The 24,380-nt window shown below is 66.0% G+C and carries 24 protein-coding genes; 11 read left to right on the top strand and 13 right to left on the bottom strand.

The genetic code is table 11. The features are described from left to right. Positions 1-38 precede the first annotated feature (38 nt). From WHH00_RS19220 to WHH00_RS19210, 3 genes are all read left to right on the top strand, one after another. Positions 39-1,331, top strand: a complete 1,293-nt coding sequence (locus WHH00_RS19220) for a PLP-dependent aminotransferase family protein (RefSeq protein ID WP_406635316.1) — start codon at positions 39-41, stop codon at positions 1,329-1,331. A 44-nt stretch (positions 1,332-1,375) separates the two neighbouring features. Continuing rightward, positions 1,376-1,804: a universal stress protein gene (locus tag WHH00_RS19215; RefSeq protein WP_406635314.1), complete on the top strand. Its 429-nt coding sequence runs from the start codon at positions 1,376-1,378 to the stop codon at positions 1,802-1,804. A 150-nt stretch (positions 1,805-1,954) separates the two neighbouring features. Further along, a complete protein-coding gene (locus WHH00_RS19210; RefSeq protein WP_406635312.1) occupies positions 1,955-2,290 on the top strand; it encodes a hypothetical protein in 336 nt (111 codons plus the stop codon). Positions 2,291-2,296: 6 nt separating this feature from the next. Here WHH00_RS19210 and WHH00_RS19205 read toward each other — a convergent pair whose 3' ends face one another. The 7 genes from WHH00_RS19205 to WHH00_RS19175 form a co-directional block, all read right to left on the bottom strand. After that, on the bottom strand, positions 2,297-2,914 hold the full coding sequence (locus tag WHH00_RS19205) for a phosphatase PAP2 family protein (RefSeq protein ID WP_406638697.1): 618 nt from the start codon (positions 2,912-2,914) through the stop codon (positions 2,297-2,299). A 9-nt stretch (positions 2,915-2,923) separates the two neighbouring features. Next, positions 2,924-4,411 (bottom strand): 2-oxo acid dehydrogenase subunit E2, encoded by a 1,488-nt coding sequence (locus WHH00_RS19200; protein ID WP_406635310.1) that lies wholly within the window; start codon positions 4,409-4,411, stop codon positions 2,924-2,926. A 21-nt stretch (positions 4,412-4,432) separates the two neighbouring features. Next, positions 4,433-5,413, bottom strand: coding sequence for an alpha-ketoacid dehydrogenase subunit beta (locus WHH00_RS19195; protein WP_406635308.1), 981 nt, complete (start codon positions 5,411-5,413; stop codon positions 4,433-4,435). Next, positions 5,413-6,642 carry a pyruvate dehydrogenase (acetyl-transferring) E1 component subunit alpha gene (gene pdhA, locus WHH00_RS19190; RefSeq protein WP_406635306.1) on the bottom strand — a complete coding sequence of 410 codons (1,230 nt, stop codon included), beginning with the start codon at positions 6,640-6,642 and terminating at the stop codon, positions 5,413-5,415. The genes WHH00_RS19195 and pdhA overlap by 1 nt, the downstream gene beginning before the upstream one ends. A 150-nt stretch (positions 6,643-6,792) precedes the next feature. Continuing rightward, a complete protein-coding gene (locus WHH00_RS19185) occupies positions 6,793-7,911 on the bottom strand; it encodes a histidinol-phosphate transaminase (protein ID WP_406635304.1) in 1,119 nt (372 codons plus the stop codon). A 54-nt stretch (positions 7,912-7,965) separates the two neighbouring features. Continuing rightward, positions 7,966-9,858: a pectinesterase family protein gene (locus WHH00_RS19180; protein WP_406635302.1), complete on the bottom strand. Its 1,893-nt coding sequence runs from the start codon at positions 9,856-9,858 to the stop codon at positions 7,966-7,968. Beyond that, on the bottom strand, positions 9,858-11,231 hold the full coding sequence (locus WHH00_RS19175; protein WP_406635300.1) for a polysaccharide lyase family 1 protein: 1,374 nt from the start codon (positions 11,229-11,231) through the stop codon (positions 9,858-9,860). Before WHH00_RS19175 ends, WHH00_RS19180 begins: the two co-directional genes overlap by 1 nt. A 257-nt stretch (positions 11,232-11,488) precedes the next feature. Here WHH00_RS19175 and WHH00_RS19170 point away from each other — a divergent pair, with 257 nt between their 5' ends. Beyond that, positions 11,489-11,914 (top strand): phage holin family protein, encoded by a 426-nt coding sequence (locus WHH00_RS19170; RefSeq protein WP_406635298.1) that lies wholly within the window; start codon positions 11,489-11,491, stop codon positions 11,912-11,914. Positions 11,915-11,922: 8 nt separating this feature from the next. Here the strand turns inward: WHH00_RS19170 and WHH00_RS19165 are convergent, their stop codons facing one another. Next, positions 11,923-13,293, bottom strand: a complete 1,371-nt coding sequence (locus tag WHH00_RS19165) for a hypothetical protein (RefSeq protein WP_406635296.1) — start codon at positions 13,291-13,293, stop codon at positions 11,923-11,925. 2 nt (positions 13,294-13,295) lie between these two features. Further along, entirely contained in the window at positions 13,296-13,598 is a 303-nt protein-coding gene (locus WHH00_RS19160; protein ID WP_406635294.1) for a hypothetical protein, read from the bottom strand. Between the two features lie 245 nt (positions 13,599-13,843). Between WHH00_RS19160 and purB the strand changes: the two genes are divergently transcribed. After that, positions 13,844-15,286, top strand: a complete 1,443-nt coding sequence (purB, locus tag WHH00_RS19155) for an adenylosuccinate lyase (RefSeq protein ID WP_406635292.1) — start codon at positions 13,844-13,846, stop codon at positions 15,284-15,286. Positions 15,287-15,426: 140 nt separating this feature from the next. After that, entirely contained in the window at positions 15,427-16,104 is a 678-nt protein-coding gene (locus tag WHH00_RS19150; protein WP_406635290.1) for a histidine phosphatase family protein, read from the top strand. On the opposite strand, the gene WHH00_RS19145 is transcribed toward WHH00_RS19150, so the two are convergent. The 3 genes from WHH00_RS19145 to WHH00_RS19135 all read right to left on the bottom strand — a co-directional run bounded on the left by WHH00_RS19145 (position 16,101) and on the right by WHH00_RS19135 (position 17,929). Then, complete coding sequence (locus tag WHH00_RS19145) at positions 16,101-17,027, bottom strand: serine/threonine-protein kinase (RefSeq protein ID WP_406635288.1); 927 nt, start codon at positions 17,025-17,027, stop codon at positions 16,101-16,103. The two genes, WHH00_RS19150 and WHH00_RS19145, sit on opposite strands and share 4 nt — an antisense overlap. After that, complete coding sequence (locus WHH00_RS19140) at positions 17,024-17,347, bottom strand: hypothetical protein (protein ID WP_406635286.1); 324 nt, start codon at positions 17,345-17,347, stop codon at positions 17,024-17,026. The genes WHH00_RS19145 and WHH00_RS19140 overlap by 4 nt, the downstream gene beginning before the upstream one ends. A 69-nt stretch (positions 17,348-17,416) precedes the next feature. Then, positions 17,417-17,929, bottom strand: coding sequence for a MarR family winged helix-turn-helix transcriptional regulator (locus WHH00_RS19135; protein ID WP_400516631.1), 513 nt, complete (start codon positions 17,927-17,929; stop codon positions 17,417-17,419). A gap of 155 nt (positions 17,930-18,084) precedes the next feature. Here WHH00_RS19135 and WHH00_RS19130 point away from each other — a divergent pair, with 155 nt between their 5' ends. From WHH00_RS19130 to WHH00_RS19110, 5 genes are all read left to right on the top strand, one after another. Beyond that, the gene (locus WHH00_RS19130) at positions 18,085-18,588 is read left to right on the top strand and encodes a GNAT family N-acetyltransferase (protein ID WP_406635283.1); all 504 of its coding nucleotides are present in this window, start codon (positions 18,085-18,087) and stop codon (positions 18,586-18,588) included. Positions 18,589-18,657: 69 nt separating this feature from the next. After that, on the top strand, positions 18,658-19,095 hold the full coding sequence (locus WHH00_RS19125) for an acyl-CoA thioesterase (RefSeq protein WP_400516634.1): 438 nt from the start codon (positions 18,658-18,660) through the stop codon (positions 19,093-19,095). Between the two features lie 192 nt (positions 19,096-19,287). Continuing rightward, positions 19,288-20,364, top strand: coding sequence for an extracellular solute-binding protein (locus tag WHH00_RS19120; protein ID WP_406635281.1), 1,077 nt, complete (start codon positions 19,288-19,290; stop codon positions 20,362-20,364). Positions 20,365-20,420: 56 nt separating this feature from the next. Beyond that, positions 20,421-21,488, top strand: coding sequence for an ABC transporter ATP-binding protein (locus tag WHH00_RS19115; RefSeq protein ID WP_406635279.1), 1,068 nt, complete (start codon positions 20,421-20,423; stop codon positions 21,486-21,488). Continuing rightward, on the top strand, positions 21,485-23,305 hold the full coding sequence (locus tag WHH00_RS19110) for an ABC transporter permease (RefSeq protein WP_406635276.1): 1,821 nt from the start codon (positions 21,485-21,487) through the stop codon (positions 23,303-23,305). Before WHH00_RS19115 ends, WHH00_RS19110 begins: the two co-directional genes overlap by 4 nt. Here WHH00_RS19110 and WHH00_RS19105 read toward each other — a convergent pair whose 3' ends face one another. Then, positions 23,306-24,361: an FAD-dependent monooxygenase gene (locus tag WHH00_RS19105; protein WP_406635274.1), complete on the bottom strand. Its 1,056-nt coding sequence runs from the start codon at positions 24,359-24,361 to the stop codon at positions 23,306-23,308. It lies immediately after the preceding gene. Positions 24,362-24,380: the final 19 nt, after the last annotated feature.

The raw sequence follows: 24,380 nt of genomic DNA, 5'->3' as shown, positions 1-24,380 counted from the left end.
GTTGCTTTTAGGGCAACTCATCGCTGTATCCTGTGGGTGTGAGCCACGAAACACTCGACGCCGCAGCAGGGACGCTGCCAGCAGAAGCAATTGATGCCATCGAGCGGGCGGCTACCTCCGCACACCGCCATGAAGAACTCTTCTCGGAGCGGGCCGCGAATATCCGCCAGTCGGCAGTGAGGGACGTCTTCGACATCTCCATGCGGCCCGGCCTCGTTTCGCTAGCCGGAGGAAGCCCCTACCTGCAGTCCCTCCCGCTGGACCGCCTGGCCGCCACGGCCGCGAAGATCATTGCGGAAGACGGCCTTACCGCCCTGCAGTACGGAAGCGGGCAGGGATCGGAGGAACTCCGCACCCAGATCTGCGAGGTGATGGCAGCAGAAGGAATCACGGACGCGCTGCCGCAGAATGTGGTCATCACCGCCGGCTCGCAGTCCGCCCAGGACGTGGCCACCAAGGTCTTCTGCAACCCCGGCGATGTGGTCCTGGTGGAGGACCCCACGTACGTGGGGGCACTCAACACCTTTGAGGCGTACCAGGTCCAGGTGGAAACTGTGGAAATGGACGCTGCAGGCCTGGTCCCGGAGCAGCTGGAGGCCCGGATTGCCGCCCTTCAGCTGGCCGGCAAGAACATCAAGTTCCTCTACACCATCCCCAACTTCAACAACCCCTCGGGCATCACCCTGGCGGCGGACCGGCGCCAGGAAATCGTGGACATATGCCGCAAGGCGAATATCCTGGTTGTGGAGGACAACCCGTACGGCCTGCTCCGCTTCAGCGGGGAACCCCTGGCGCCGCTGCGGGCCGCAAATCCGGACGATGTCATCTACATGGGGTCCTTCTCCAAGATCTTCGCCCCGGGCCTCAGGATCGGCTGGGCACTGGTCCCGGAACACCTCCAGCGCCGCTACTACCTGGCAGCCGAAGCCGTGACGCTCTGCCCGCCGGCCTTAAACCAGATGCTGGTCTCGGCCTACCTCCGCGACTATGACTGGAAGGGCCAGATCGAGACGTACCGCGTGCTTTACGCGGAGCGCTGCAAAGCGCTGCTGGCAGCCCTCGAGGAATACATGCCGGCTGGGACCACCTGGACACAGCCGGAAGGCGGCTTCTTCGTGTGGGTGACGCTCCCCGAAGGCGTGGACACCTATCCACTGCTGCGCAAGGCGATCGACGCCGGCGTTGTGTTCATCCCGGGAGCCGCCTTCACGCCGTCGGACGATCCGTCCAACAAGCTGCGCCTCGCTTTCAGCGCCGTGCCGCCGGAGGCCATTGCCGAAGGCGTACGCCGCCTGGCGCCGGTGCTTCAGCAAGCCATCGCCGCGCTGTAGCCTTGGCGTGACCAGCGCCATAGAAATCAAGCAAAGGAGCACACATGAGCGGAATCATCGTTGTAGGGGTGGACGGCAGCGCAACTGCCAAGAAGGCAGCCGAATCGGCCCGTGACCTCGCAGCAGCCCTTGGCTCCTCCCTCCACGTGGTGTCGGCCTTCGACAGCGACCGCACCGAGGTCTTCGGCAGCGGCAGCGACCGGTGGATCGTCTCCGACGCCGACGCAGCGGAGCATGTGGCGCGGACGGTTGCGGACTCGCTGGGCAGGGACATCAAGGTAACGTACTCTGCCGCCCGCGGCAGGCCGGCCGACGCCCTCATCAAGGAAGCCCTGAGGATGGACGCCCGGATCATCGTGGTGGGAAACCGCAGGATGCACGGCATCGGGCGCGTGCTTGGCAGCGTAGCCAACAGCGTGGCCCACAACGCGCCCTGCGACGTCTACATCGCCAATACCTACGACGCCGAATAGCAGAGTTTACGGACACCATGCGGACGGCGCGCCCCGCATGGTGTCCGTTCTCACGCCCAAAAGCGCCTGTCCGGCTTCAACCCGGCGATAAAATTGAAGAAGCCCCCAACGGTGCGGACACCCAGCTTCCACCACCATCAAGGGGCCCCATTGATTACCCTCCAGCGCCGCCAGCTTGCCGGCCACGACATCCTCCTCGCCCGCCATGGCAACCACATCTGCTCCATGCGCGTTGACCGGAGCAACGACCGCGTCGTGGCGTTGCTGGACGATGGCAGCGTGGACAGCGCCCCCAACCTGATCTCGCCAGGGATCAAACTCCCCGAGACCGTGGGCAGCGTGCTGCGCGAGGACTGGAAGCTCCTGACGGCCTGGGCCGGGATGGCAGCGGCCATGGCTGTCCTCATGACAGGCGCTGCCGTGGCCCTGGGTACCACCACGGATCCGGCCACACTTGAGATGCTTACCGCCTACACCGCCTACTGAGGCCGGCTAGGCCACCATCCGGCCCTGCAGGATCCACCAGATCCCGGCCATCACCACACCGCCGAACAGCGAACCGGCGATCACCTGGGCCACAGTGTGGGCGCGAAGCACCACCCTGGACCAGCCGACGGCGGGCACCAGGAGCAACAACGGAAGCCACGCCGGACCCAGCACGAGTACGCAGATCACTGCCGCGGAGGACATTGCCGCTGCGTGCCCGCTGATCTTCCAAAACGGGCTGACTCCCGCGAGCACCACGACGCCCGCCACCACGGCGAGGACCATCACCACCACGCTTTGCGGGGCACCTGCCGCCGCCAGCACCAGGAGTCCGGCCATGATGGAGGCCAGCGCCATCAGCAGCACCGGGGCGCGCTGCCGCCGGTCGCTGACGTGGTGGTCGGTGACCTTGCCCCGCCGCACCAGCACCAGCAGCAGCAACAGCGGAAGCACGCAGACAAACAGGGCCGCCAGCGCACCGTATCCCATGGTTCCCGGGAAACCGGGCTGCGATATGGGGCTGATTAGCAGCTGGATGGTGACCACCACCGGAGGCTGGAACACCTCCGTCAGCCACCGCGCGGTCCTGTTTTTCGTCCGGAGGGCGGTGCCGTTGATCGCCAGTGTCCTGTCCTAGTCGAGGAGGAGCGCAGGCTCCTCCAGGATGGCGGCGACGTCGGCCATGAAGCGGGCGGACAGGTCGCCGTCCACCACGCGGTGGTCAAAGGATCCGCCCAGGGTGGTGATCCAGCGCGGGATGACTTCCCCGTCGAGGACCCACGGCTTCTGCTTGATGGTTCCGAAGGCCACGATGGCAACCTCACCGGGGTTGATGATGGGTGTGCCGGTATCGATCCCGAGCGCTCCGATGTTGGTGATGGTAAGCGTGCCGCCCTGCATTTCGGCGGGCTTCGTCTTGCCGGACCGGGCCGTGACGGCGAGGTTGTTGAGCGCCAGTGCCAGTTCCTTCAGGGAAAGATCCTGGGCGTTCTTGATGTTGGGCACCATCAGCCCGCGCGGTGTGGCGGCCGCGATTCCCAGGTTCATGTAGTGCTTGACCTGGATCTCCGCGCCGTCCGTCCCGTCGGCATTGTCCACCCACGTGGCATTGACGCTGGGGTTCCGGGCGGCCGCCCAGATCACTGCCTTGGCCAGGATGAGCAGCGGGGAAACTTTGATGCCCTCGAAGTCCCGTGACGACTTGAGCCTCTTGACGAATTCCATGGTGCGGCTGGCGTCCACATCCACGAAGATGCTGACGTGCGGTGCCGCGAAGGCGGAATCCACCATGGCCTTTGCCGTGGCCTTCCGGACGCCCTTGACGGGAATCCGCTCGATGCGCTGGTCCTGCGGCTTGCCCGCCTTGCCCCAGAACCCGTCAGCCTTGTCCAGCTCCGCGTCCCGCTGGGCCTGGTAGCTCACCAGGTCCTCACGGGTCACTTCGCCGCGGGATCCCGTGGCCACCACGTCCGCCAGGTCGATGCCAAGGTCCCGGGCGATCTTGCGGACAGGGGGCTTCGCGAGGACCCGGTTGACCAGGCCGGTGATGGTGCCGCCCAGGGTGGGGCGGTTGTCGACGGCGGCGGCCGGGCTGGTTGCCTGGCCCGGCGACTGCGTCACTTCGGCCGGCGAATGGGGCTGGACGGGCTCCACTTCAGGAGCATTGGGCGACAGGGCGGAGGCGGGCGATGCCTTCCGCGGCCGCCGTTTGACGGCGTCGGCCTTGGGCCCGGAGCCCACAAGGGGCCCGCCGGCCAGGGCACTTTCCGTGGCCTGCGCACTGCCTGTTGTGCCGCCGTCGGACGCTGGAAGCTTGCCGTAGAGCGGCTGCGCGGGAGCCTCAGGCGCGCGGACATCCGCGGGGGTGGGGTCTCCGGACACGTCGTCGCTGACACTGATGATGGCGGTGCCGACGTCGATGGTCACCCCTTCCGGGACCAGCAGTTCAGTGACGGTCCCGGCGAACGGTGAGGGCAGCTCCACGAGGGACTTGGCCGTTTCGATCTCGCAGAGGACGTCGTTGATGGCGACGGCGTCGCCCGGCTTGACCTTCCAGGAGACGATTTCGGCCTCGGTGAGGCCTTCGCCGACGTCAGGCAGGTTGAACTTGTTGAGAGTCATGGTGTCCTCGGTTGGGAAGCCTCAGTAGGAAAGGGCGCGGTCCAGCGCCTCCAGGATGCGGTCGATGTCCGGAAGGTAGTCTTCCTCCACCTTGGCAACCGGATAGGGCATGTGGAAGCCACCCACCCGGATGACCGGCGCCTCAAGCGAGTGGAAGGCCCGTTCACTGATCCGGGCAGCGATCTCTCCGCCGATTCCGCCGAAGGTGGGCGCCTCATGGGCCACGACCAGCCGCCCGGTTTTCTGCACAGAGGCTGTGACGGTGTCGAAGTCCAGCGGGGAGATGGACCGCAGGTCGATCACCTCCACGCTCCGGCCGTCCTCCTCTGCCGCGTTGGCTGCCGCCAGCGCAACCGGCACCAGGGGGCCGTACGCCACAACGGTGGCGTCCGTTCCTTCGCGCAGGACATGGGCCTTGAAGGGATCCTCGGCCCGGCCCGGCGCGGCGGTGTCCACCTCGCCTTTGAGCCAGTAGCGGCGCTTGGGCTCGAAAATGATCACCGGGTCCTGGCATTCCACGGCCTGCTGAACCATCCAGTAGGCGTCATGGGCGTTGGAGGGGGTGATGATGCGCAGGCCGGCAGTGTGGGCGAACAGCGCCTCCGGGGATTCGGAGTGGTGCTCGACGGAACCGATGCCGCCGCCATAGGGGATGCGGATGACGACGGGGACGGTGAGGTTGCCGTTGCTGCGGGCGTGCATCTTCGCCAGCTGCGTGGTGATCTGGTTGAAGCCGGGGAAGACAAACCCGTCGAACTGGATTTCGCAGACCGGCCGGTACCCGCGCAGCGCGAGGCCAATGGCGGTCCCGATGATCCCCGATTCGGCCAGCGGCGTGTCCACCACGCGGTCGGGACCGAACTCGCCGATCAGGCCGTCCGTCACCCGGTAGACGCCGCCCAGCGGACCAATGTCCTCACCCATCAGCAGGGACTTTGGATTGCGGGCAAGTGTTTCACGCAGGCCTTCGTTGATGGCCTTGGCAATGGTCATGGTTGTCATCAGTGGCCTGCCTTTGCTGCGGGCTGTCCGGCATCGGCTGGCTGCTCCTCGCCCGCGAACCCTGCGGTGTATTCCTCGAACCATGCGAGCTCCTCCGCCACCAGGGGATGCGCTTCGGCGTAGGTGTTGGCGAAGGCGGAGCGGATGTCCGGGATCTCAAGGTCATGGGTGGTGCGGCGGACATACGCGGCGAGTTCATCGCCGTCGGCCTTCACCTTGGCGAAGAAAGCGTCGTCAGCCAGGCCTTCGGCGCGCAGGTATTTCTCCACCCGGGCCAGGGGGTCCTTCGCCCGCCACGCATCTTCCTCGGCGGACGGCCGGTACTTGGTGGGGTCGTCCGCGGTGGTGTGGGCGCCCACCCGGTAGGTGAAGGCTTCGATCAGGACCGGACCTTTGCCCTGGCGAGCGTGTTCGAGTGCCCATTCGGTGACGGCGTGGACGGCGATGACATCGTTGCCGTCCACCCTGATCCCCGGGAAGCCGTAGCCCTTGGCGCGGTTGGACAGCGGCACGCGGGTCTGGACGTTGGTGGGCACGGAGATGGCCCAGTGGTTGTTCTGGCAGAAGAACACCACGGGGGCGTTGTAGGAGGAGGCGAACACCATCGACTCGTGGACGTCACCCTCGGAGCTGGCACCGTCGCCGAAGTAGGCGATCACCGCGGCGTCCTCCCCGGCGCCCGGCGCTGCCAGCTTCTGGTCGCGCTGGATGCCCATGGCGTAGCCGACGGCGTGAAGCGTCTGGGCGGCCAGGACCAGGGTGTAGAGGTGGAAGTTCGTGTCCTTGGGGTTCCAGCCGCCGTTGGATACGCCGCGGAACTGCCGGAGGAGTTCGGCAAGGTCTACGTTGCGGGTGTACGCGACGCCGTGCTCGCGGTAGGTGGGGAAGATGTAGTCCTGCGGCCGGCTGGCCCTGCCGGAGCCGATCTGCGCGGCCTCCTGGCCGGTCAGCGGGACCCAGAGCGCTAACTGTCCCTGCCGCTGCAGGGCAGTAGCTTCCACGTCGAAGCGCCGGATGGCGGCCATGTCCGCATACAGGCCGCGAAGAACCTCCGGAGTGACTTTCCGGGCGTACTCGGTGAAGACGGGGTCGAAGCCAAGCTTTCCGTCCGGGCCCAGGAGCTGGACCATCTGCGCGGGGGGCTCGCCCATAACCGCTTCGGCATCAGCCTCACGCTGGTCGTCTACCGCTGTTCCGTCGAACTCGGTGGAAGGCAGATGTGTGCCCATACCGTCTCCTCGCTTGCCGCATGCGGATGCAGTGCAAATGTCGCTGGGATATATGCCTCAAGAGGAATAGATTCCCGGCACGGCATATATATTGCTTTACTGATCCTAACTTTATCTTCAGTAGGTAGGCGCCGGGCCACTTGTTAAGCGCTAGGAACCCCGTGGCGCGTTTGTATAGTTTGCACACAGCCGGAGGAATCTGGTGTTGGCCTCCACTTCGCCGATACTCACCCTGACCCCTTCGCCCGGGAACGCCCGGACTGACAATCCTTGGGCCCCCGCAAGCTCAGCAAATCCGGCGCTGTGCCCGCCCAGGTCCAGCCAGACGAAGTTTCCCTGCGCGTCAGGAACAGCCCAGCCGAGGTTCCGCAGTCCTGCGGTGACACGCTCGCGCTCATCCACCAGGCTTTGTACCCTTTCTACAACCTGGGGGTGGTTCCGCAGCGAAACAATCGCCGCCGCCTCGGCGATCTGCGACACGGCGAAGGGGGTGGCTGCCACCCTGATGTGCTGCGTCAGCGCGGGGTTGGACACGCTGTAGCCGACCCTGAGCCCTGCCAGGCCGTGCGCCTTCGAGAACGTCCGGAGCACCACCACGTTGGGGTATTTGCGGTACATGGCAATGCCGTCCACCGCGCCCTCGGCCCTGACGAACTCCTGGTATGCCTCATCAATCACCACCACCACGTGCGGGGGGACGCGCCTGATGAATTCCTCGGTTTCGGCTGTGCCCAGGGCGGGCCCGGTGGGATTGTTGGGTGTGCACAGGAGGACCATTTTGGTCCGGGCGGTCACGGCTTCCGCCATGGCACGCAGGTCATGCCGGCCATCGGCAGTCACGGGAATGCGCACGCTGCTGGCTCCGGAAAGGCCAACGCTGATGGGGTACGCCTCGAAGGACCGCCAGGCGTAGACCACCTCATCCGGCGTGCTGTCGTCGTTCCCGCCGGCAAAGGTGGCCAGCAGCTGGTTCAGTGCGCCCAGGCTGCCCGCACCGGTGACGATGTCCTCCGCGGGAACGCCAAGGAAGCCGGACAGCTCCGCACGCAGTTTGCTGCTGAGCGGATCAGGGTAGCGGTTGAAGTCGGTCTGGTGCGCTATGGCTTCGAGCACGGCGGGAAGCGGGGGCAACGGATTCTCGTTGGAGGACAGCTTGTAGCTGGCCATCCCGTCAACAGTGGCGGGGGGCTTACCGGCGGCGTAGCGGGGCAGGCTTGCCACCACGGGACGGGGCTGGACACCGCCTTTGAGGGTCTCAGAAGACGTCATGCAGACCAGCCTACTTCCCCGCCTGAAGGAGGGAAGCAGGCTGGTCCAGTGCAATCAGGCCTGGCTGCCGGACCCCGCTGCGGTGGTGTCCGCCCTGGTGCCCGCCAGCTGGGGCGCCCAGCCGTCAGCTCCGCGCAGGTAGGCGTCCACCGTGTACTCCCCGGCCACGGCCGGATCAAGCTGGGGCCGGGTGGGGGTTACCCGGGAGCCCGGACCATTGTTGTTGAGTTCGTGGAAGCGCGCCTCCTGCCAGGAGAATCCGCTCATATCCGTCCAGGGCGCGCTGGAGATGTGGGCGCCCAGCCAGGAGTCCCTGACAAGTACCTGCGCAATCGCGTCAGCATCTCCGCTGGGGTGCCAGGGGCGGCCCAGGTGCACAGTGCCGGCCGCGGCATCCGAGACGAACCGGCAGCCGGTGAACAGATAGCCGTGCTTGATCTGGATGTTGAGGCTGCCGGCCGACACGTATCCGTTGTTGCTTCCGGACCCCCGGTCCAGGGACCGGATCTCGCAGCTGGCGAAGACCGCCGTTCCCCGGCCGAAGATGAAATCCACGTCCCCTTCCACGTAGCAGCCGGTGAAGAAGAACCGTGACTGCATTCCGCGGGAAGGCGAATCAACCAGCAGGGTGTCCTGGTTGCCCAGGCAACGGACATTGCGGAGGACGGCTCGGTCGCCTGTCAGGAAGAGCGCCACGGCCTGCCGGTTCTTCATCTCCTGGTTGGCGGCTTCGTCGAAGTCGTTGCTGAACGTGAGGTTCGCGGCCGTGAAGTCCGGTCCGTCAATCCGCACGCTGGCGCTTCCGCCCGTGCCATAAGGGCCGGTTCCATCAGGTTTCGGAGTGCCGGAGGCGTTGTTGTAGACCAGCACAACGTCGTCCGCCTTCTCCCCCAGCCCAATAAAGGAGATCCTCGGCTTATTGGCCGGAACCCTGATGAGTTCCCGGTAGGTTCCGGGCGCGATGCGTATCTGGGTGCGCTGGGTGCTTCCGGCCGGGACGGCGTCCACGGCCGCCTGCACCGTCCGGAACACCGATCCTGACCCGACCTCCAGGACAACGGGCTTCTCAATGGGGCGTTCGCTGGGCCAGAAGATGCCGGCAAGGGCATCCAGTGGCGCGTCAACATGCTGGAAGTACCCCGGGGGTACTGCCTGCTGTGCCTGCAGGCCGGCAGCCACCAGCCTTGCCACGGCAAGGGCGCCTTCGGCCTGGAAGTGCGTGTTGTCCTCCACCCCTTCCGGATACTGCGGATATTGGCCGGGCTCCGCGTAAAGGAAGTGCGACTTTGTCCCTTCTGCACCAAGCTTCTGCCACAGGCCCTTGGAGGACGCGGTGAGGTCCACGAGGGGTGTTCCAAATGCTGCAGCGAGCTCGCGGACAGCCTGGGGGTAGGCGCCGTGCGAATCCTGGGCAACGCCGAGGGCGTTGAACCGGCGGCGCTCTACCGGAGTGACCAGCACGGCCGTCGCGCCGCGGCCAACAGCGGTGTCGATGTATTTCTGCAGGTATTCCTTGAACGTGGTCTGGGGGTCGGTGCCCCTGGCCGGATCCTGGACCTTTTCGTCGTTGTGCCCGAAGGAGATGAGCAGGTAATCCCCGGGCTGGAGCATGGCCGCAACCTCGTCCAGGAGGCCGGCGTCGGCGAAGCTCTTTGACGAAGCGCCGGACCACGCGTAGTCCACTACCTCGGCCTGCGGCCCCAGCAGCAGGGGGAGCGCCTGGCCCCAGCCTGCGCGGGGGCGTTCGGACTGCTGGTAGGCGGATGAGGTGGAGTCCCCCACCACGAAAATCACCGGATGGGTCCTGCCCTGCTGGGGCGAAGCGGCGGGGCGGACCGCGGCGTGTGAGCGCGCCGCGCCAGGTCCGGAGAGTCCTGCCGCGGCGGTTGCTGCTCCTGCTGCCACAGCGGCCAGGATGGAGCGGCGGCTGGGTTTGAGGCGGCGCATCAGTCAGCCTCCCCGGCCGTGAAAACGGGCCCGACGGCGTCCGCGAGGAGGGCGGGAATGGCTTGGGCCGCGTTCACCTGGGTCCGCAGCACCGGCGTCCAGCTGTCGTCGGAGCCCAGCTGCCGGTCCGCCGGAGCGGCCGCGTTGTACGCTGCCCGAAGATCGACGATTTTGCCGTTGACGGCGTTTCCGGTGGTGGCGATGACCTTCCCCTTGAAATACGCGATGAGCGAGGAGACGGGGATATCTGCCGGAATGGTGAAGGCGTTGGCTTCCGCGTACAGGTGTGATTCCACGCCTGCCCCGAAGGTGTATCCGTAAGGGACCTCGGAGTCGGCGGAGGTCCTGAAGTGGTTGTTGTAGACGTCCACCTGGCCGTACCGGACCCGGGGTGCGCGCTGGCCCACGTTCTGGAACACGTTGTGGTGGATCGTTACGCGCAGCTTTCCCACGTCACCCCTGGTGGCGGAGTCCGTGGATCCGATGAGCAGGAGCTTGTCGTGCTCGGAGAACCGGTTGTAGGACATGGTGACAAGGTCCGAGCCGTTGGTGACGTCAACAGCGCCGTCGTGCACCTGGTACGGCCGGCCGAAGTAGGTGGGCTGGGCGCTGTCCAGGTTGGGGGCGTCGGTGAAGTGGTTATGGTCAACCCAGACGCGGGTGGAGCCGTTGACGATCTGCAGCAGGTCATACTCGCTGTTCCAGTTGCCGGTGGCGCCATCGGTCGGGTCCCAGGCCGGGAAGCAGTCGGCAGCGTCCCGCACCGTGAGGTTCCGGAAAATCACGTTTTCTGCCCGGTTGATCCTCAGGGCTGCGCCGGTAATGCTGCTGTCCGGCCCGGCTCCCACGATGGTGGTGTTGCTGGGGATATCCCAACGGATGGTGGCTGCCTGTTGTGCCGCTGCTGCGCGCCGCGCAGTTTCCTGGGGCCCCTCGGGCTCCCTGGTTGTTCCATACCGGGCGGGATCGAAATCGTAGAGGTACTGGGTAAGGGAATAGCCTGTCCCGGCAGCATAGTCTTCGCAACTGACCGGAGAGCCGTTCGCGTCCACGTTGGCGGTGATATCCCCGTGGACCCGAATGATCTTCGGATCCGTGCCGCCACTTGCGAAGGCAGCCAGGAGTTCGGCTTTGCTGGAGACGTCGTACACGCGGTCAGCGCCGGCGGCGGACCCGCCCGTGGTGCCGGCACCCGCCGCCGCCCAGCCGTCGTTGCCCGGAAGCACCTGGCGTTCGAGCGGCTGCCGGGCGGTCTGGGCTGTTGGGTCCGCCTGTGGCGCGGGCGTTGCGAACGCCGGGACGGGTGCTGCCAGCAGCGAGACGGCAAGGGCCGCCACCACAGGCACAGGTGTGAGGGGCTTTTTGTGACGCATGATCTCTCTTCCTCCATTGGAATGAACCACGCTTCGGCACAGGCAACGGCCTGCGCGTCGGAAAGCGATTTCTCTACTATGAGAAACCGTTTTCCCAATGTCAAGGGTCCGGTCGAACTTTGACAAGAATCTTTGCCTGCGTGTCACACCGTGCCGCACGCGCATGACATCCTCCGAGTGCGATCGCCTGAAAAGCCGGACTCCGCGGCGCACGCTGCCTGCAGCCGGCTCTCAGGCAGGTGTGGAAGCATTGGTGCATGCGCTCCTTTATTGGCCGGGTCCTCATCAATGGGTTGGCCCTGTGGGTTGCCAGCTGGGTTCTTCCCGGACTGGACATCTCCACCTCGGCAACAACAGACGCGGTAGCCCAGACCGGCATTTCCCAAGGAACCGATGTGGCCGGAACTGCCCTGGCTTACGTGTTCATCGGCCTGATCTTCGGCTTGGTCAATGCGTTCATCCGCCCGCTGGTGAGCCTCCTGTCCCTGCCGATCACCATCCTCACGCTGGGCCTCTTCACGATCGTCATCAGCGCCGCGATGCTGTACCTGACCTCATGGATCAGCAGTTTCACGCCGGTGCACTTCACCATCGATTCGTTCTTCTGGACGGCCGTGCTCGCTGCCATCATCATCACCCTGATCTCGCTGGTGGCCGGCCGGATTACCGGAGTCCGCCGCTAGCAGGCCGGCTACCGCCCGCCGTGCCCGCGTTCCCGCCGACGGAGGTTGGCGGCATGAAGATCTGGTGCAGGCGCCGGCGTCCGTACCAGGGAAAACCTTGAGGCCGTTGCTGCGCCACCGGTACCCAGGACGGCGCCCAGCACCGCAGTGGATTGCACCAGTGAAGGATCGTCGCTTGCCGACACCAGCCGGGCCCCGTCCTGGTAGGTGGTAAGGGCGTGGCCGGTACCGAGGCCGCCCTCCCCTTCCACTGTCCTTGGGGCCTGGCCCATGGAGACCGTCACGCGGTCCTTTGTCTCCGGGTTCGGGGCGCCATCACTGCCGGGCACCCAGTCCGCCCTGTGCTCAAGGTGCAATGCCTGGACCCCGGGCAGGGGATTTATCCCAGCGACAGGTGAGCCGGCAGTCAGTACGTACCGCAGGTCATATTCCGAGAGAAGGCGGGGGTCCGCGGCCAGGTTCATCGCATGGATACCACCTTGGCTGTATCCCACGGCAACCACAGGGTCCCCCTGCCCGGCACCGGCGGCTTTCAACGCCTGCAGGACTGCCAAGTTCATTTCGTCGGAGTCATAGAACAGCGCCTCTCCCACCCCCACCTCGTCGAGGGGGTTTTCGCCGCCTGCGTCCAGCAATTCCGGCTGGGTGCCCGGAATGACAACCACAAAGGCTTTCTTTCCGGAATCGTGGACCCGGATGACTTCGATGAATCCCGGACCTCGGGCATCAATGAGCCGAATGCGTTCAAGCAGGCCAGCCGGAGAGGCGTCAAGGCTCACCGTGAGCGTCTCGTGGCGGTCCACAACCAAGGGACGGTTGAGCGCGCCCGCTTCATCCAGCATCTCCCACGGCCAGGGTTCCTTATCAATGCGCTTCTTCACTCCCGGGGCATCGAGCCCGAGGGACGCCACGAGTGTTTCCATCGTTCTCTCGTCAGCGGCGCCTGTGATGGACACGTTCACAAGAGCATTGCCGAGGTCTCCAATGCTCATCATCCCCAGAGACCGCTCGGCCGCTGCCACCGCCTCCGCCACCTCGTACTCCTGCCTGCACGCCCGGACCTGGCTGCTGATGCGCTGGAGTTCGGTCCGAACGGCATGGAGGCTCCGCCCGGACTCGCCCACCGCCTCCAGCGCCATGGTCCCGGTCCAGCGGGGCAGGTCCTGGAATGGGACAAGCTCGTCCCAGATCCGGCGGGCCTCGACCTCGATCGCCGCAAGCTTTCCCGCCAGGGCATCCACCTTTTCTGCACCTGCCGCCAGCTCCTCGAGCTGGAAGCTGATGCCACCCACACCGCCCCGGATTTCGAGGGGACCGTCCTGTGGCGGGCCCGTGACCCTGAGCGGGCCGCCGGCGCCGGAAGGTGTGGCCTCGGCCATCACTAGAACCTGCCGCCGTTGGAGCAGCCGGCAACCAGTGTCTCCCTGCTGTGCCGGTCCACGGCAGCTTTTGCTTCGGTCAGTAAGTCGAGGGAGCGCCGCAGGGCCGCCGCCTGCAGTGCCACGGTGTCCCGGTAGGCCCGCCCTGCCGGTGATTCCCACTGCAGCAGCTGGATGTCCCTGAAGCCTGCAAGCACCTCCTCTCCCCGAACCATGCAGGCCGCCACGCGGGCGGCCAACTGGTCCACCTGGGAAACGCGGTCCAGGTCGGCCCGCAGGTCCACCCCTGCCAGCTCACTGCCCACCCTCCCACCCCACTGATGCCCCGAACCGCGCCCAAAAGTCCCGTCCGCATCCCGCAGCTGGCCCTTCCATACAGCCCCACTTCCGTCATGCTCCGGCCAGGACACCCACCGCCTGGCCACTCTTCCTTTACCCGAACGCTACGAGAGGACCGCCCCGGACTGCAGGGCCGCCGTCGGCTATGTGGACAAGTAACGTGGATGGCCGCCGCTTAAGGGGCCGCGGGAGTTCGTGAAAGAATCAGCACATGCCTGAAACTGCCGCCACAGCTGACACCCGTACGCCCTCAGGACGCCTGGCCCTTGCCGCGTCCCCGGAAAAGATCGCGCTCGGCCCGCTGGACGGCCGCTACCAGTCAGCCGTCGCGCCCCTGGTGGACTACCTCTCCGAAGCGGCCCTCAACCGTGACCGCGTGGCCGTGGAAGTCGAATGGCTCATCCACCTCACCAGCAACAACGTCCTTCCGGGCGCCGGGCCGCTGACCGCCGCACAGCAGGACCAGCTCCGCGCCATCGTCACCGAATTCAACGCCGGCTCGGTGGCCGAACTGGCGGACATTGAAGCCGTCACGGTCCACGACGTCAAGGCCGTGGAGTACTACATCGGCCGCCGCCTGCCCGCCATCGGCATCGAAAACCTGACCGCCATGGTGCACTTCGGCTGCACCTCGGAGGACATCAACAACCTCTCGTACGCGCTCGGCGTCAAGGGCGCTGTGGAGGACGTGTGGCTGCCCGCCGCCCGCGCCCTGGTGACCCAGATCAGCAGGATGGCGGAGGACAACCGCGCCGTCCCCATGCTGTCGCGCACCCACGGCCAGCCCGCCACGCCCACCACCCTGGGCAAGGAACTTGCGGTCATCGCCCACCGCCTGACCCGGCAGCTGGACCGGATCGCCCGGACGGAGTACCTGGGCAAGATCAACGGCGCCACCGGCACCTACGCCGCCCACGTCGCTTCCGTTCCCGGCGCCGACTGGCAGCAGGTGGCCAAATCCTTCGTGGAGGGGCTGGGGCTGACCTGGAACCCGCTGACCACGCAGATCGAAAGCCACGACTGGCAGGCGGAACTGTACGCCGACGTCGCGCGGTTCAACCGCATCCTCCACAACGTCTGCACGGACATCTGGAGCTACATCTCCATCGGCTACTTCGCGCAGATCCCGGTGGCCGGCGCAACAGGATCCTCCACCATGCCGCACAAGGTCAACCCGATCCGCTTCGAGAACGCGGAAGCCAACCTGGAGATCTCCAACGGCCTGCTGGACACCCTCGGCGCCACCCTGGTGACGTCCCGCTGGCAGCGCGACCTGACCGACTCCTCCAGCCAGCGCAACATCGGCGTGGCGTTCGGCCACTCACTGCTGGCAATTTCGAACGTCGCCAAGGGCCTGGAGCGCCTGGACGTGGCTGAGGATGTGCTGGCCGGAGACCTGGACACCAACTGGGAAGTGCTGGGTGAGGCCATCCAGATGGTCATGCGCGCAGAGGCGATTGCCGGCGTCGAAGGCATGGAAAACCCCTACGAGCGCCTCAAGGACCTCACCCGCGGCCAGCGGGTGGACGCCGCCCGCATGCAAGAATTCGTGCAAAGCCTCGGCCTTTCACCTGAAGCCGAGGCCCGGCTGCTGGCGCTGACGCCCGGCAGGTACACCGGCATCGCGGACCAGCTGGTAAACCACCTTAAGTAGCTCCTGCTGCAATTCCGCGGACGGCACAGCAGCAAAGACAATACGGCAACAAAGTACGACGGCGGCGCCGGGCTCACAAAGGGTCCGGCGCCTTTTGTTGCGGGTCACCCGGCCGGGCCCGGGAGTGCGAAACTGGAAGCATGAAGTTGCTGCTCATCCGCCACGGACAAACCCCGGGCAACGTGCTCGGCCAGCTGGACACCGAGCACCCGGGGCCCGGCCTCACGGAACTCGGCGAACGCCAGGCAGAGGCGATGGCCCGCTCGCTGGCGAATGAGCCCATCGGCGCCCTCTACGCGTCCACGCTGGTTCGGACCCAAATAACGGCCGCGCCGCTCGGCCGGGTACACAGCCTGGAGGTCGAGGTGCTTGAGGGCCTGCACGAGATCGAAGCCGGGTCCCTGGAGAAACTGACGGACCAGGAGTCCCACAAGCGCTACATGGGAACGGTCTTCTCCTGGGCGGCGGGGGACCTGGACCGGAGGATGCCCGCCGGACCTGACGGCCATATTTTCTTCGACAGGTTTGACGCCGCCATCCGCCAGGTGGTGGAGCGGGCGCTCGACCAGCGGCATGAGGCGGCGGCTGTTGTGAGCCACGGCGCCGCCATTCGAACGTGGGCGGGACGCCGGGCGGAAGACGCGGATCACGAGTTTGCTGCCCGCCATGTGCTGGCCAATACCGGGATCGTGGCGCTGGAAGGCGACCCGGACCGCGGCTGGAAACTGCTCCACTGGGACGGAAGCCCGGTGGGTGGACTGGCTTTGGCTGATCCAACCGCGGAGGATCCCACCGGGCAGGACACCGCCCGGGCTTAGGTCAGCTGCCGGATCCGGCGGGCGGGAAACACAGCCATTCTGCGGCAAGGGGTGTCGGCTTCATCGACGGGTACGGGCATGAGCCGCGCGGCCATGCCCGCGGCCTCCGCCGCCGTCGGCCGTTCCGCGCTGTCCATGGCAGTCAGGGACCGGAGGAAGTCATGCCAGCCGGGCCCCAGGGAGTCCGGCACATGGGGGCTGCGAAGCGTTCTGGCCACGAGCGACTCGATGGCCGTCCCGGGAAACGCCTTGGATCCGGTGAGGAGCTCCAGGAGGACCAGCCCCATCGCATAGACGTCCCAGGAAGGACGGACGGGACCGCCCGAGGCCTGTTCCGGGCTCATGTAGTGCACGGTTCCTGAGGAGACACCTGGTTCGGCAGGTGAGCCGGCAGCCGCCACGATGCCGAAATCCACGATGCGCACCGGGCTGCGCCGCAGCCCGCTCAGCATCAGGTTGGCGGGTTTGATGTCGCGGTGGACCAGGTCTTCTCCATGGAGATGGGCCAGGGCTTCGAAGAGCCCCCGCGCCCAGCCGGCTATGACGTCCGGGTGGTGCCGGCCGGTCCGGGCGGCCTCCGAGAGGCTCGGGCCCAGGGCCAGCTCCTCCAGCAGGAACGGCCGCCCCGCCAGCGCCGTCCCGCCGGGAACAACGCCCAGTCCGATGAACCTGACAATTGAGGGGTGCCGGAGGGCTGCCAGCACCGCGGCCTCGTTGCTGATCCTCTCGAAGTGCTTCGCGGAATCGTCCACGGCCACCTTGACGGCAACATCCGGCCCGCCCTCAAGGTCGGCCGCCCGGAAAACCTGCGCCAGGGTGCCACGGCCCAGGAGGTCCTTGATCTGGTAGCGGCCTGCCACGACGGGTCCGCCGACGGCGGGAGCGGCAGGCAGGTGCCTGCGCCCCGGGGACGCGGTGCTCATGCGGAGAGGGCGGCGGAGTATGGCAGCGCGGCTTCAGCCTGGGAGGCGCGGGCGTACGGCGACCGGATCCAGGCGTCGAGCTGGAATCCGCAGCCGCAGCGCCATACGGGTGGAAGCTGCACAGGAGCGCCGTCCTCGGGTTCAAAGGAATAGCCGACGGCGGCCGGCCCCACCGCGGGAGTGACGAGGTCCATGGCGGCCCCGCAATGGAATGCCAGCCCGTTGCCTTTGCCCTCCGAAATCGAGGAGACGCTGGAGTCGGCGCGGTCGGCAGGCGACTCCAGAGGTAAAAGCTCAGTAAAGGTAACCAACACGCTCACGACTCCGGCTGTAAAAGTTTCGGGATTATTCGTAAGCATACATATTGCTAGCCAATCTAGCTAGTCAGGCTAGTTACTTTTTTCTTCAGCGTGCGATTTCTGGAGTGCTTCCGTCATCCGGGTCAGGAATTCCACCACAACCCGGGCTTCCTCGGCCGAGAGGCCTTCGGCGACCGCCATCATCTCCCGGTGCATGTTGCCAAGGGTCAGACGGACCTCCCGGTCGGACTCCACAGTGGGGACCACTACCACGGAGCGCCTGTCGGTGGGATGGGCCTCGCGGCGGACATGGCCACTGGCCACGAGCCTGTCGATAAGGGAAGTGGTTGAAGCGCTGGTGATGCCCAGGAACTGGCTGATGTCCTTCGGAACCACAGATTTTCCCGAAGCCTGGACGCGCAGCAGGTAGCGGAGGGCCAGGATGTCCGTCTCACCCATGCCCATGGAGTCACGGGTGGAGCGGCGCACCGCCGTTTCGGCCGTCCGGTAGTCGCGGAGGGACTTCAACACCGCGGCGCTGTAATCCAACTGACCGTCGGGCCCGTACCAATACCCGGACCCCTCATTACCCGTAGAACGCATGAAATCATATTAGACCAGCTGATAACTAGGCGGCCAAGTAAATTGCATAGGGTGCACCCCGATGCGTTATCCGGGTGCTTACCGGCAGGAAACACCGGCGTAACCGCCTCCTCCTAGCCTAGGTATGCATAAACCCTTCGGCGAAGCGAGGCAGAATGCAGACCAACCCGCGGTTGAACATCAGGCAGGTGCCCTGGTCAAACCCCGTAGGCGCCGATCTGCGGCGCGCCCAGCAGGCCGAACTCGACGCCCGCTTTGGCACCCCTGACCACGAACCCGGCCCACCGCCGTCGAGCGCGGACTGCGCCGTCTTCCTGGTGGCCTATGACAAAGGCTCGGGCCAGCCCGTGGGCTGCGGCGGCCTGCGGATGATCGACGCCACCACCGCAGAGATCAAGCGGCTGTACGTCATCCCGTACACCCGGGGCTCGGGCGTGGCCAGCTCCATCCTGGCGTCCCTCGAGGCTGAAGCGTTCAAGCTTGGGTACACCCGCATCAAGGCCGAAGCGGGATCCGCCCAGCCGGACGGCCGGAACTTTTATGAAAACTCGGGCTTCGAGGCCGTCCCCAACTTTGGCCCCTACATTGGGGTGGCGCACTCCTACTGCTACGCAAAAAGCATCAATGCCCGCAGCGCCGCCCAGACCGCCATGGCCTAGGCGCACCGGCAGCGCGGCGGACTGGCGTCACAGTGGGTGCGGCCGCAGCGCCTCGGCTAACCTCGGCCTATGGAAACCGCAGACATCACCTTCCGCACCCGCAAGTGGGTCCGGCCCGAGGACCTGAACGCCAACGGGACGCTGTTCGGCGGCAGCCTGCTGAAATGGATCGACGAGGAAGCCGCCATCTACGCGATCCTCCAGCTGGGCAACGGCCGCGCCGTCACCAAGTACATTTCGGAGATCAACTTCGTCAGCTCCGCGGTGCAGGGCGACCTGATCGAGATGGGGCTGACAGCCACGCGCTTCGGCCGGACCTCCCTGACCATGCGCGCCGAGGTCCGGAACATGATCACACGGCAGAGCATCCTCACCATCGAGGAAATCGTCTTCGTGAACCTGAGCCCCTCCGGCAGGCCGGAACCGCACGGCTACACCGAAATCACCTACGACCGGGACAGGATCCCCACCCACCACCTCACGGAGACACTCAGCGGCGACGCATAGTGGGCATGCGTAGCAAGGCCTGACGTTTCACCCCCTGTTTACCCGCCCGCCCCCGGCCGTTCCTTTGACTGGACCAGAGTAACCAGCCGGGCTGTTTATCGAATCGATAGCCATAACAGCCGTGAATTCTGCCTGCCCGGCGTTAGGCTTGCCGGACATGCTCCGATTCCAGTCCAGAAATGAGTCCAGATCGTGCGTACTTTGAAGACTTTGGTTGCCGCCGCCGTCGCCGTCACCCTTCTTGCCGGATGCGGCGGAGGTGAAGCATCGCCCGGGGCCTCGGGTGATGCCTCCTCAGCCCCGGCCGGCGGTTCCGGGGACACCCTGGTGGTTTACACCAACTCCAACGGTGAGGGCCGCGGGGAATGGTGGACCGCCAAGGCGGCCGAGGCCGGCTTCAAGATCGAGATCGTCGGCGCGGGCGGTGCGGATGCCACCAACAAGCTGATCGCGGAGAAGAACAACCCCATCGCCGACGTCGCTTTCGGGCTCAACAACATGTACTTCTCGCAGATCCAGGCCGAGGACGCCCTGGAGGCGTACGAACCCTCCTGGGCGGGACAGGTGGACAAGGAACTGGGCGACGGCCAGACGTACTGGCCGCTGGTCAAGCAGGCCATCCTCCTGGGCTACAACTCGGACAAGATCCCCGCGGACAAGGCGCCGCAGGACTGGACCGACCTGTGGACCAAGGACGAGTTCAAGGACCGCTACGAGCGGGTAACCGGCCTGGGCACAGCCACGGCACAGCTGGTCTTCGCCGGGATCCTCAGCCGCTACCAGGACGACTCCGGAGACCTTGGCGTCTCGGACGAAGGCTGGAAGCAGGTGGAGCAGTACTTCCAGAACGGCAGCCCCGCCGTTGCGAAGACCGATCTCTTTGCCCGGATCGCCTCCGGTGAAGTGGACATGGGCCAGATGCCGTCCTCGATCATCGCCGAACGCGAAAAGTCCTTCAACGTCAACGTGGAAACAGTGATCCCCTCTGTTGGCGTCCCGCTGGCCGTGGAACAGATCGCTCTGGTGAAGGGCACGGAGAAGAAGGAACAGGCGCAGAAGTTCATCGACTGGTTCGGCAGTGCCGAGGTCCAGGGCGAGTTTGCCAAGCAGTTCAACGCAATGCCGGTCAACAAGGAAGCCGAAGCCCAGGCCAATCCCGAGGTGGTGGACTTCTTCGCGGACCTCAAGCAGCAGGACATCGACTGGGACTTCGTGCAGGAGAACATGGGTGCCTGGGTGGAAAAGATCGAACTGGAGTACATGACGTAACCCGGCACGCTGCCGGCCCCGTCCACTATCCGTTTGCTTCATCAGACAGGCTTGCCATGATCCGCTTGGATAACATCGAAGTTTCCTTTGGTGATTTCACCGCCATCCCGAACCTTGACCTGCACGTGCTCCCGGGAGAGTTCTTCACCCTCCTGGGGCCTTCAGGCTGCGGGAAAACGACGGCGTTGCGCACCCTGGCCGGCTTCATCCAGCCTTCCTCGGGCACGGTGCAGGTTGACGGCAAGGACGTCACCCGGCTTCCCAGCGACAAGAGGCAGGTGGGCATGGTGTTCCAGAACTATGCCCTCTTCCCCAGCATGAGCGTGTGGGAAAACATCGCTTTCGGGCTGCGGGTCCGGAAGGAGAAACCCGCGGACAGCGACCGCCTGGTCCGGGACATTGCACGGCGGGTGGAGCTCAGTGACGAGCAGCTGTCCAAGAACGTCGCTGAGCTCTCCGGCGGGCAGCAGCAGCGCGTGGCGGTGGCGCGGGCCCTGGTGCTGCGGCCCAAGATCCTGCTGCTGGATGAGCCGCTGTCCAACCTGGACGCCAAGCTGCGCCACCAGCTGCGCCAGCAGCTCAAGGACCTGCAAAGCGAATTCGGGATCACCACGGTGTACGTCACCCATGACCAGGATGAGGCCCTGGCCATGAGCGACCGTGTAGCCGTGTTTAACAAGGGCGTGGTGGAGCAGGTGGGGACGCCGCAGGAGATTTACGACCATTCGGCCACCGAGTTCGTGTGCAACTTCATCGGGGACAGCTCGGCCCTGACCCCTGAATTCGTGGCCGAGCTGAACCGGCTCTCAGGGGCGGGGCTCAGCACGGACGCCAACTCCTACCTGCGGGTGGAAAAGGCGTCCCTGGCCCCCGCTCCTGAGGGAGGCGCCGCCGTCGGCCTTTCCGGCACCGTGGTGTCCCGCACCTATCACGGCCTGCACAGCCGCTACGTGGTCCGCAGCCATGGCGCGGACATCCGCCTGCTGGTGAAGGAGGAAGGCGGCGCCCACCACGACCCCGGCACGGAAACCACCGTGTACCTCCAGCCTGCGCATGTCCTGCAGTACCACCCGGACACAGGTGCCGCCCTTCGGCAGCGGGACCCGGCAGCAGTCCTGCCATGAGCGGCACGGCCGTTCGCACCATGGTCCGCTCGCCCTTCGTGCTGATCGTGGGGGCCGTCCTGACCTGGTTCATCGCTGCGTTCCTGGTCTGGCCCAACATCAACGTCCTGATGGCCACCTTCTTCCCGGACGGCAGCTTCTCGGGGCGCGCTGCGGAAAAGCTCTTCTCGTCCCAGCGCGCCATGAAAGCGCTGGGCAACAGTTTCCTGCTGGCGGTGGCCTTGTCCATCACGGTGAACCTGGTGGGTGTGTTCATTGTCCTGGTGACGCACTACTTCCGGATCCGCGGTTCCAGGATCCTTTTCCTGGGCTACGCGTCCACGTTCATATACGGCGGTATCGTCCTCGCTGCCGGATACAAGTTCATTTACGGGGACAAGGGAATCGTTACGTCCCTGCTGGTCAAGGTGTTTCCCGGCCTGGACCCGGCATGGTTCTCCGGATTCTTCGCCGTCCTGGTGGTGATGACGTTCGCCACCACCACCAACCACATGCTGTTCGTTGCCAATGCCCTCAAAGGCGTTGACTACCAGACCATCGAAGCGGCCCGGAACCTGGGGGCCTCCACGTGGACCATCCTGCGGCGCATCGTGCTGCCAATGCTCAAGCCCACCCTGTTCGCCGTCACCATCCTGTCCTTCCTGACCGGCCTGGGTGCCCTGAGCGCTCCCCAGGTGCTGGGCGGGCGGGACTTCCAGACCATCACCCCGATGATCCTGACGTTCACCAACAGCCCCACCTCGCGGGACCTGGCGGCGCTGCTGGCCGTGATCCTGGGCCTGGCCACCATCCTGATGCTCGCCGTGATGTCGCGCCTGGAAAAGGGCGGTACGTATTTCTCGGTGTCCAAGGTGTCCTCGGCGCTGCAGAAGCAGGACATCACCAACCCTGTGGCCAACGTGGTGGTCCACGCTGTGGCCTACCTGCTGTTTGCCGTGTACACGCTGCCGGTGGTGCTGATTGTGCTGTACTCATTCGCGGACGGCGCCGCCATCCAGACCGGCGAGCTGGCGTTTGGCAGCCTCACGCTGGAGAACTACGAGCGGGTCCTGACCCAGCAGTCCGGGCTGCGGCCGTTCATCGTGAGCGTGGTCTACAGCGCCCTGGCGGCACTGATCGCTGTGGGCGGGCTGCTGTTTGTGGCCAGGCTACTGCAGAAGTACAAGAACTGGGTGGCCTCAGTCTTCGAGTACCTGCTCCACATTCCCTGGATCCTGCCGTCCGCACTCCTGGCCCTGGGCCTCATCATCAGCTACGACCACCCCAACCCGCTGGTGGGCGGGGCGGTCCTCACCGGGACCACCGTGATCCTGCTGATCGCTTTCGTCACGGTCAAGATTCCCTTCACGCTGCGCATGCTCAAGGCGTCCTTCGCCTCGGTTAACTCCTCGCTGGAGGAGGCCGCGGCCATCATGGGTGCGAAGACCCTGTACGTGTTCCGGCGGATCCTGCTGCCTTTGGTGCTCCCCGCGGCCGCGGCGATTACGGCGCTGAATTTCAACAGCCTGCTGGACGACTACGACACGGCGATCTTCCTGGCCCACCCCCTGGTCCAGCCGCTGGGCCTGGTAATCAAGGCCAACACGGACGGCGCGGAGGGGGTTGACGGCGTGGCCAACACGTTCGTCTACACGGTGCTACTGATGGTCATCACCGGAGTGACCATGTATCTCGTCTACGGCCGCTCCAGCAGGGAAAGGTCCCGCAAGAAGCGGCTGCCGGCCGTTCCCCCCGCGTCCGCCGTCCCGGGCCCGGGGCTTCCCGGAACACCTGTTTCCGGAGAGGACGCCGCGCAGCCTGCAGCACCCGTCCGCTGATCAGCCCGCGGAACCGCTGACGACGGCGGCGCGGGCGTTCCGCCGTCGGGCCAGCTTGAGGAGGCCGTCACGCAACGGCTGGGCACCGTCCGCGAGGGCGACGCGCCCCATGGCAGAGGACGCCAGGCTGAGGGCGCGGGTCCTTGGCCGCCGCTGCCGGTCGTAGGCACGCAGTGCCTGGCCTTCGGGCAGCGTGTTGAGAAGGTCCGCCAGTGTTACGGCGTCCACCAGCGACTCGCAGGCGCCGCGCCCCAGGGTGGGCAGCATGGCGTGGGCAGCATCGCCGATGAGCACGGTCCGCCCGCGGACGTAGGAGCCAAGATGCGGGACGGTCCAGAGCCGCTGGACCAGGCATGCTTCGGGTGTGGCTGCGGCCAGCGTGCGGCGGATGGCGGGGGCGTGGCTGGAATAGCGCTCCCGGGCGTATTCCAGGGCTGACGATGCGTCAATCCCGTACGGGCCCATGCCGGACCGGTAGCTGGCCCACCAGAAGGATCCTCCCCGGGCGGCAGCCATGCCGAACAGGTCGCCGCGCCCCCAGTACTCGCCCACCTCGTCCTGGCTGACCGGAGCAGGCAGGGTCCCGCGGAGGGCGAGGTACGGGGTGAGGCGGGCTTCCGTTCCGGCGCCCCAGGCCTCCCGGCGGACTGCGCTGTGCACGCCGTCAGCACCGACCACCAGGCTCCCGTCGTCGGGACGTGACCGGACGTTGCGGGTTACCCGGCGGACTGTTCCCGGGACGGCCCCGTCCAGCAGCCGCAGCAGGTCCACCCTGGAAATTCCGAACATCTCCCCCGCGTTCATTGTGACCCAAGGCTCTCCCTGGGCGTTGCGGACCGACCCGCTGCCGAGTACCGGGCTGACCGCCCGCGCCTCGTCAAGGATTCCCAGCCGCGCCAGCGCGCGTTGGGCGTTAGGCCACATTCCCAGTGCGGTGCCCACGGCCGGCAGCTCGGGCCGCTTCTCGTACACCGTCACCTGGAACCGGCTGGAGTCCAGGGCGGAGGCCAGCGCCAGGCCGGCAATGCCGCCACCAACAATCGAAATTGTTTCCATGATGGTGATTTTACTACTT

This window comes from Pseudarthrobacter quantipunctorum (assembly GCF_045291495.1).
Classification (GTDB): domain Bacteria; phylum Actinomycetota; class Actinomycetes; order Actinomycetales; family Micrococcaceae; genus Arthrobacter; species Arthrobacter quantipunctorum.
This window is presented reverse-complemented; position numbering and strand designations above follow the sequence as displayed.

Coding starts and splice junctions, on each gene's coding strand:
- pdhA (WP_406635306.1), bottom strand. CDS start 6,642: ATGGGCACACATCTGCCTTCCACCGAGTTCGACGGAACAGCGGTAGAC.
- WHH00_RS19175 (WP_406635300.1), bottom strand. CDS start 11,231: ATGCGTCACAAAAAGCCCCTCACACCTGTGCCTGTGGTGGCGGCCCTT.
- WHH00_RS19180 (WP_406635302.1), bottom strand. CDS start 9,858: ATGCGCCGCCTCAAACCCAGCCGCCGCTCCATCCTGGCCGCTGTGGCA.
- WHH00_RS19115 (WP_406635279.1), top strand. CDS start 20,421: ATGATCCGCTTGGATAACATCGAAGTTTCCTTTGGTGATTTCACCGCC.
- WHH00_RS19170 (WP_406635298.1), top strand. CDS start 11,489: ATGCGCTCCTTTATTGGCCGGGTCCTCATCAATGGGTTGGCCCTGTGG.
- WHH00_RS19135 (WP_400516631.1), bottom strand. CDS start 17,929: ATGCGTTCTACGGGTAATGAGGGGTCCGGGTATTGGTACGGGCCCGAC.
- WHH00_RS19215 (WP_406635314.1), top strand. CDS start 1,376: ATGAGCGGAATCATCGTTGTAGGGGTGGACGGCAGCGCAACTGCCAAG.
- WHH00_RS19200 (WP_406635310.1), bottom strand. CDS start 4,411: ATGACTCTCAACAAGTTCAACCTGCCTGACGTCGGCGAAGGCCTCACC.
- WHH00_RS19105 (WP_406635274.1), bottom strand. CDS start 24,361: ATGGAAACAATTTCGATTGTTGGTGGCGGCATTGCCGGCCTGGCGCTG.
- WHH00_RS19165 (WP_406635296.1), bottom strand. CDS start 13,293: ATGGCCGAGGCCACACCTTCCGGCGCCGGCGGCCCGCTCAGGGTCACG.
- WHH00_RS19110 (WP_406635276.1), top strand. CDS start 21,485: ATGAGCGGCACGGCCGTTCGCACCATGGTCCGCTCGCCCTTCGTGCTG.
- WHH00_RS19150 (WP_406635290.1), top strand. CDS start 15,427: ATGAAGTTGCTGCTCATCCGCCACGGACAAACCCCGGGCAACGTGCTC.
- WHH00_RS19145 (WP_406635288.1), bottom strand. CDS start 17,027: ATGAGCACCGCGTCCCCGGGGCGCAGGCACCTGCCTGCCGCTCCCGCC.
- purB (WP_406635292.1), top strand. CDS start 13,844: ATGCCTGAAACTGCCGCCACAGCTGACACCCGTACGCCCTCAGGACGC.
- WHH00_RS19185 (WP_406635304.1), bottom strand. CDS start 7,911: ATGACGTCTTCTGAGACCCTCAAAGGCGGTGTCCAGCCCCGTCCCGTG.
- WHH00_RS19130 (WP_406635283.1), top strand. CDS start 18,085: ATGCAGACCAACCCGCGGTTGAACATCAGGCAGGTGCCCTGGTCAAAC.
- WHH00_RS19195 (WP_406635308.1), bottom strand. CDS start 5,413: ATGACAACCATGACCATTGCCAAGGCCATCAACGAAGGCCTGCGTGAA.
- WHH00_RS19125 (WP_400516634.1), top strand. CDS start 18,658: ATGGAAACCGCAGACATCACCTTCCGCACCCGCAAGTGGGTCCGGCCC.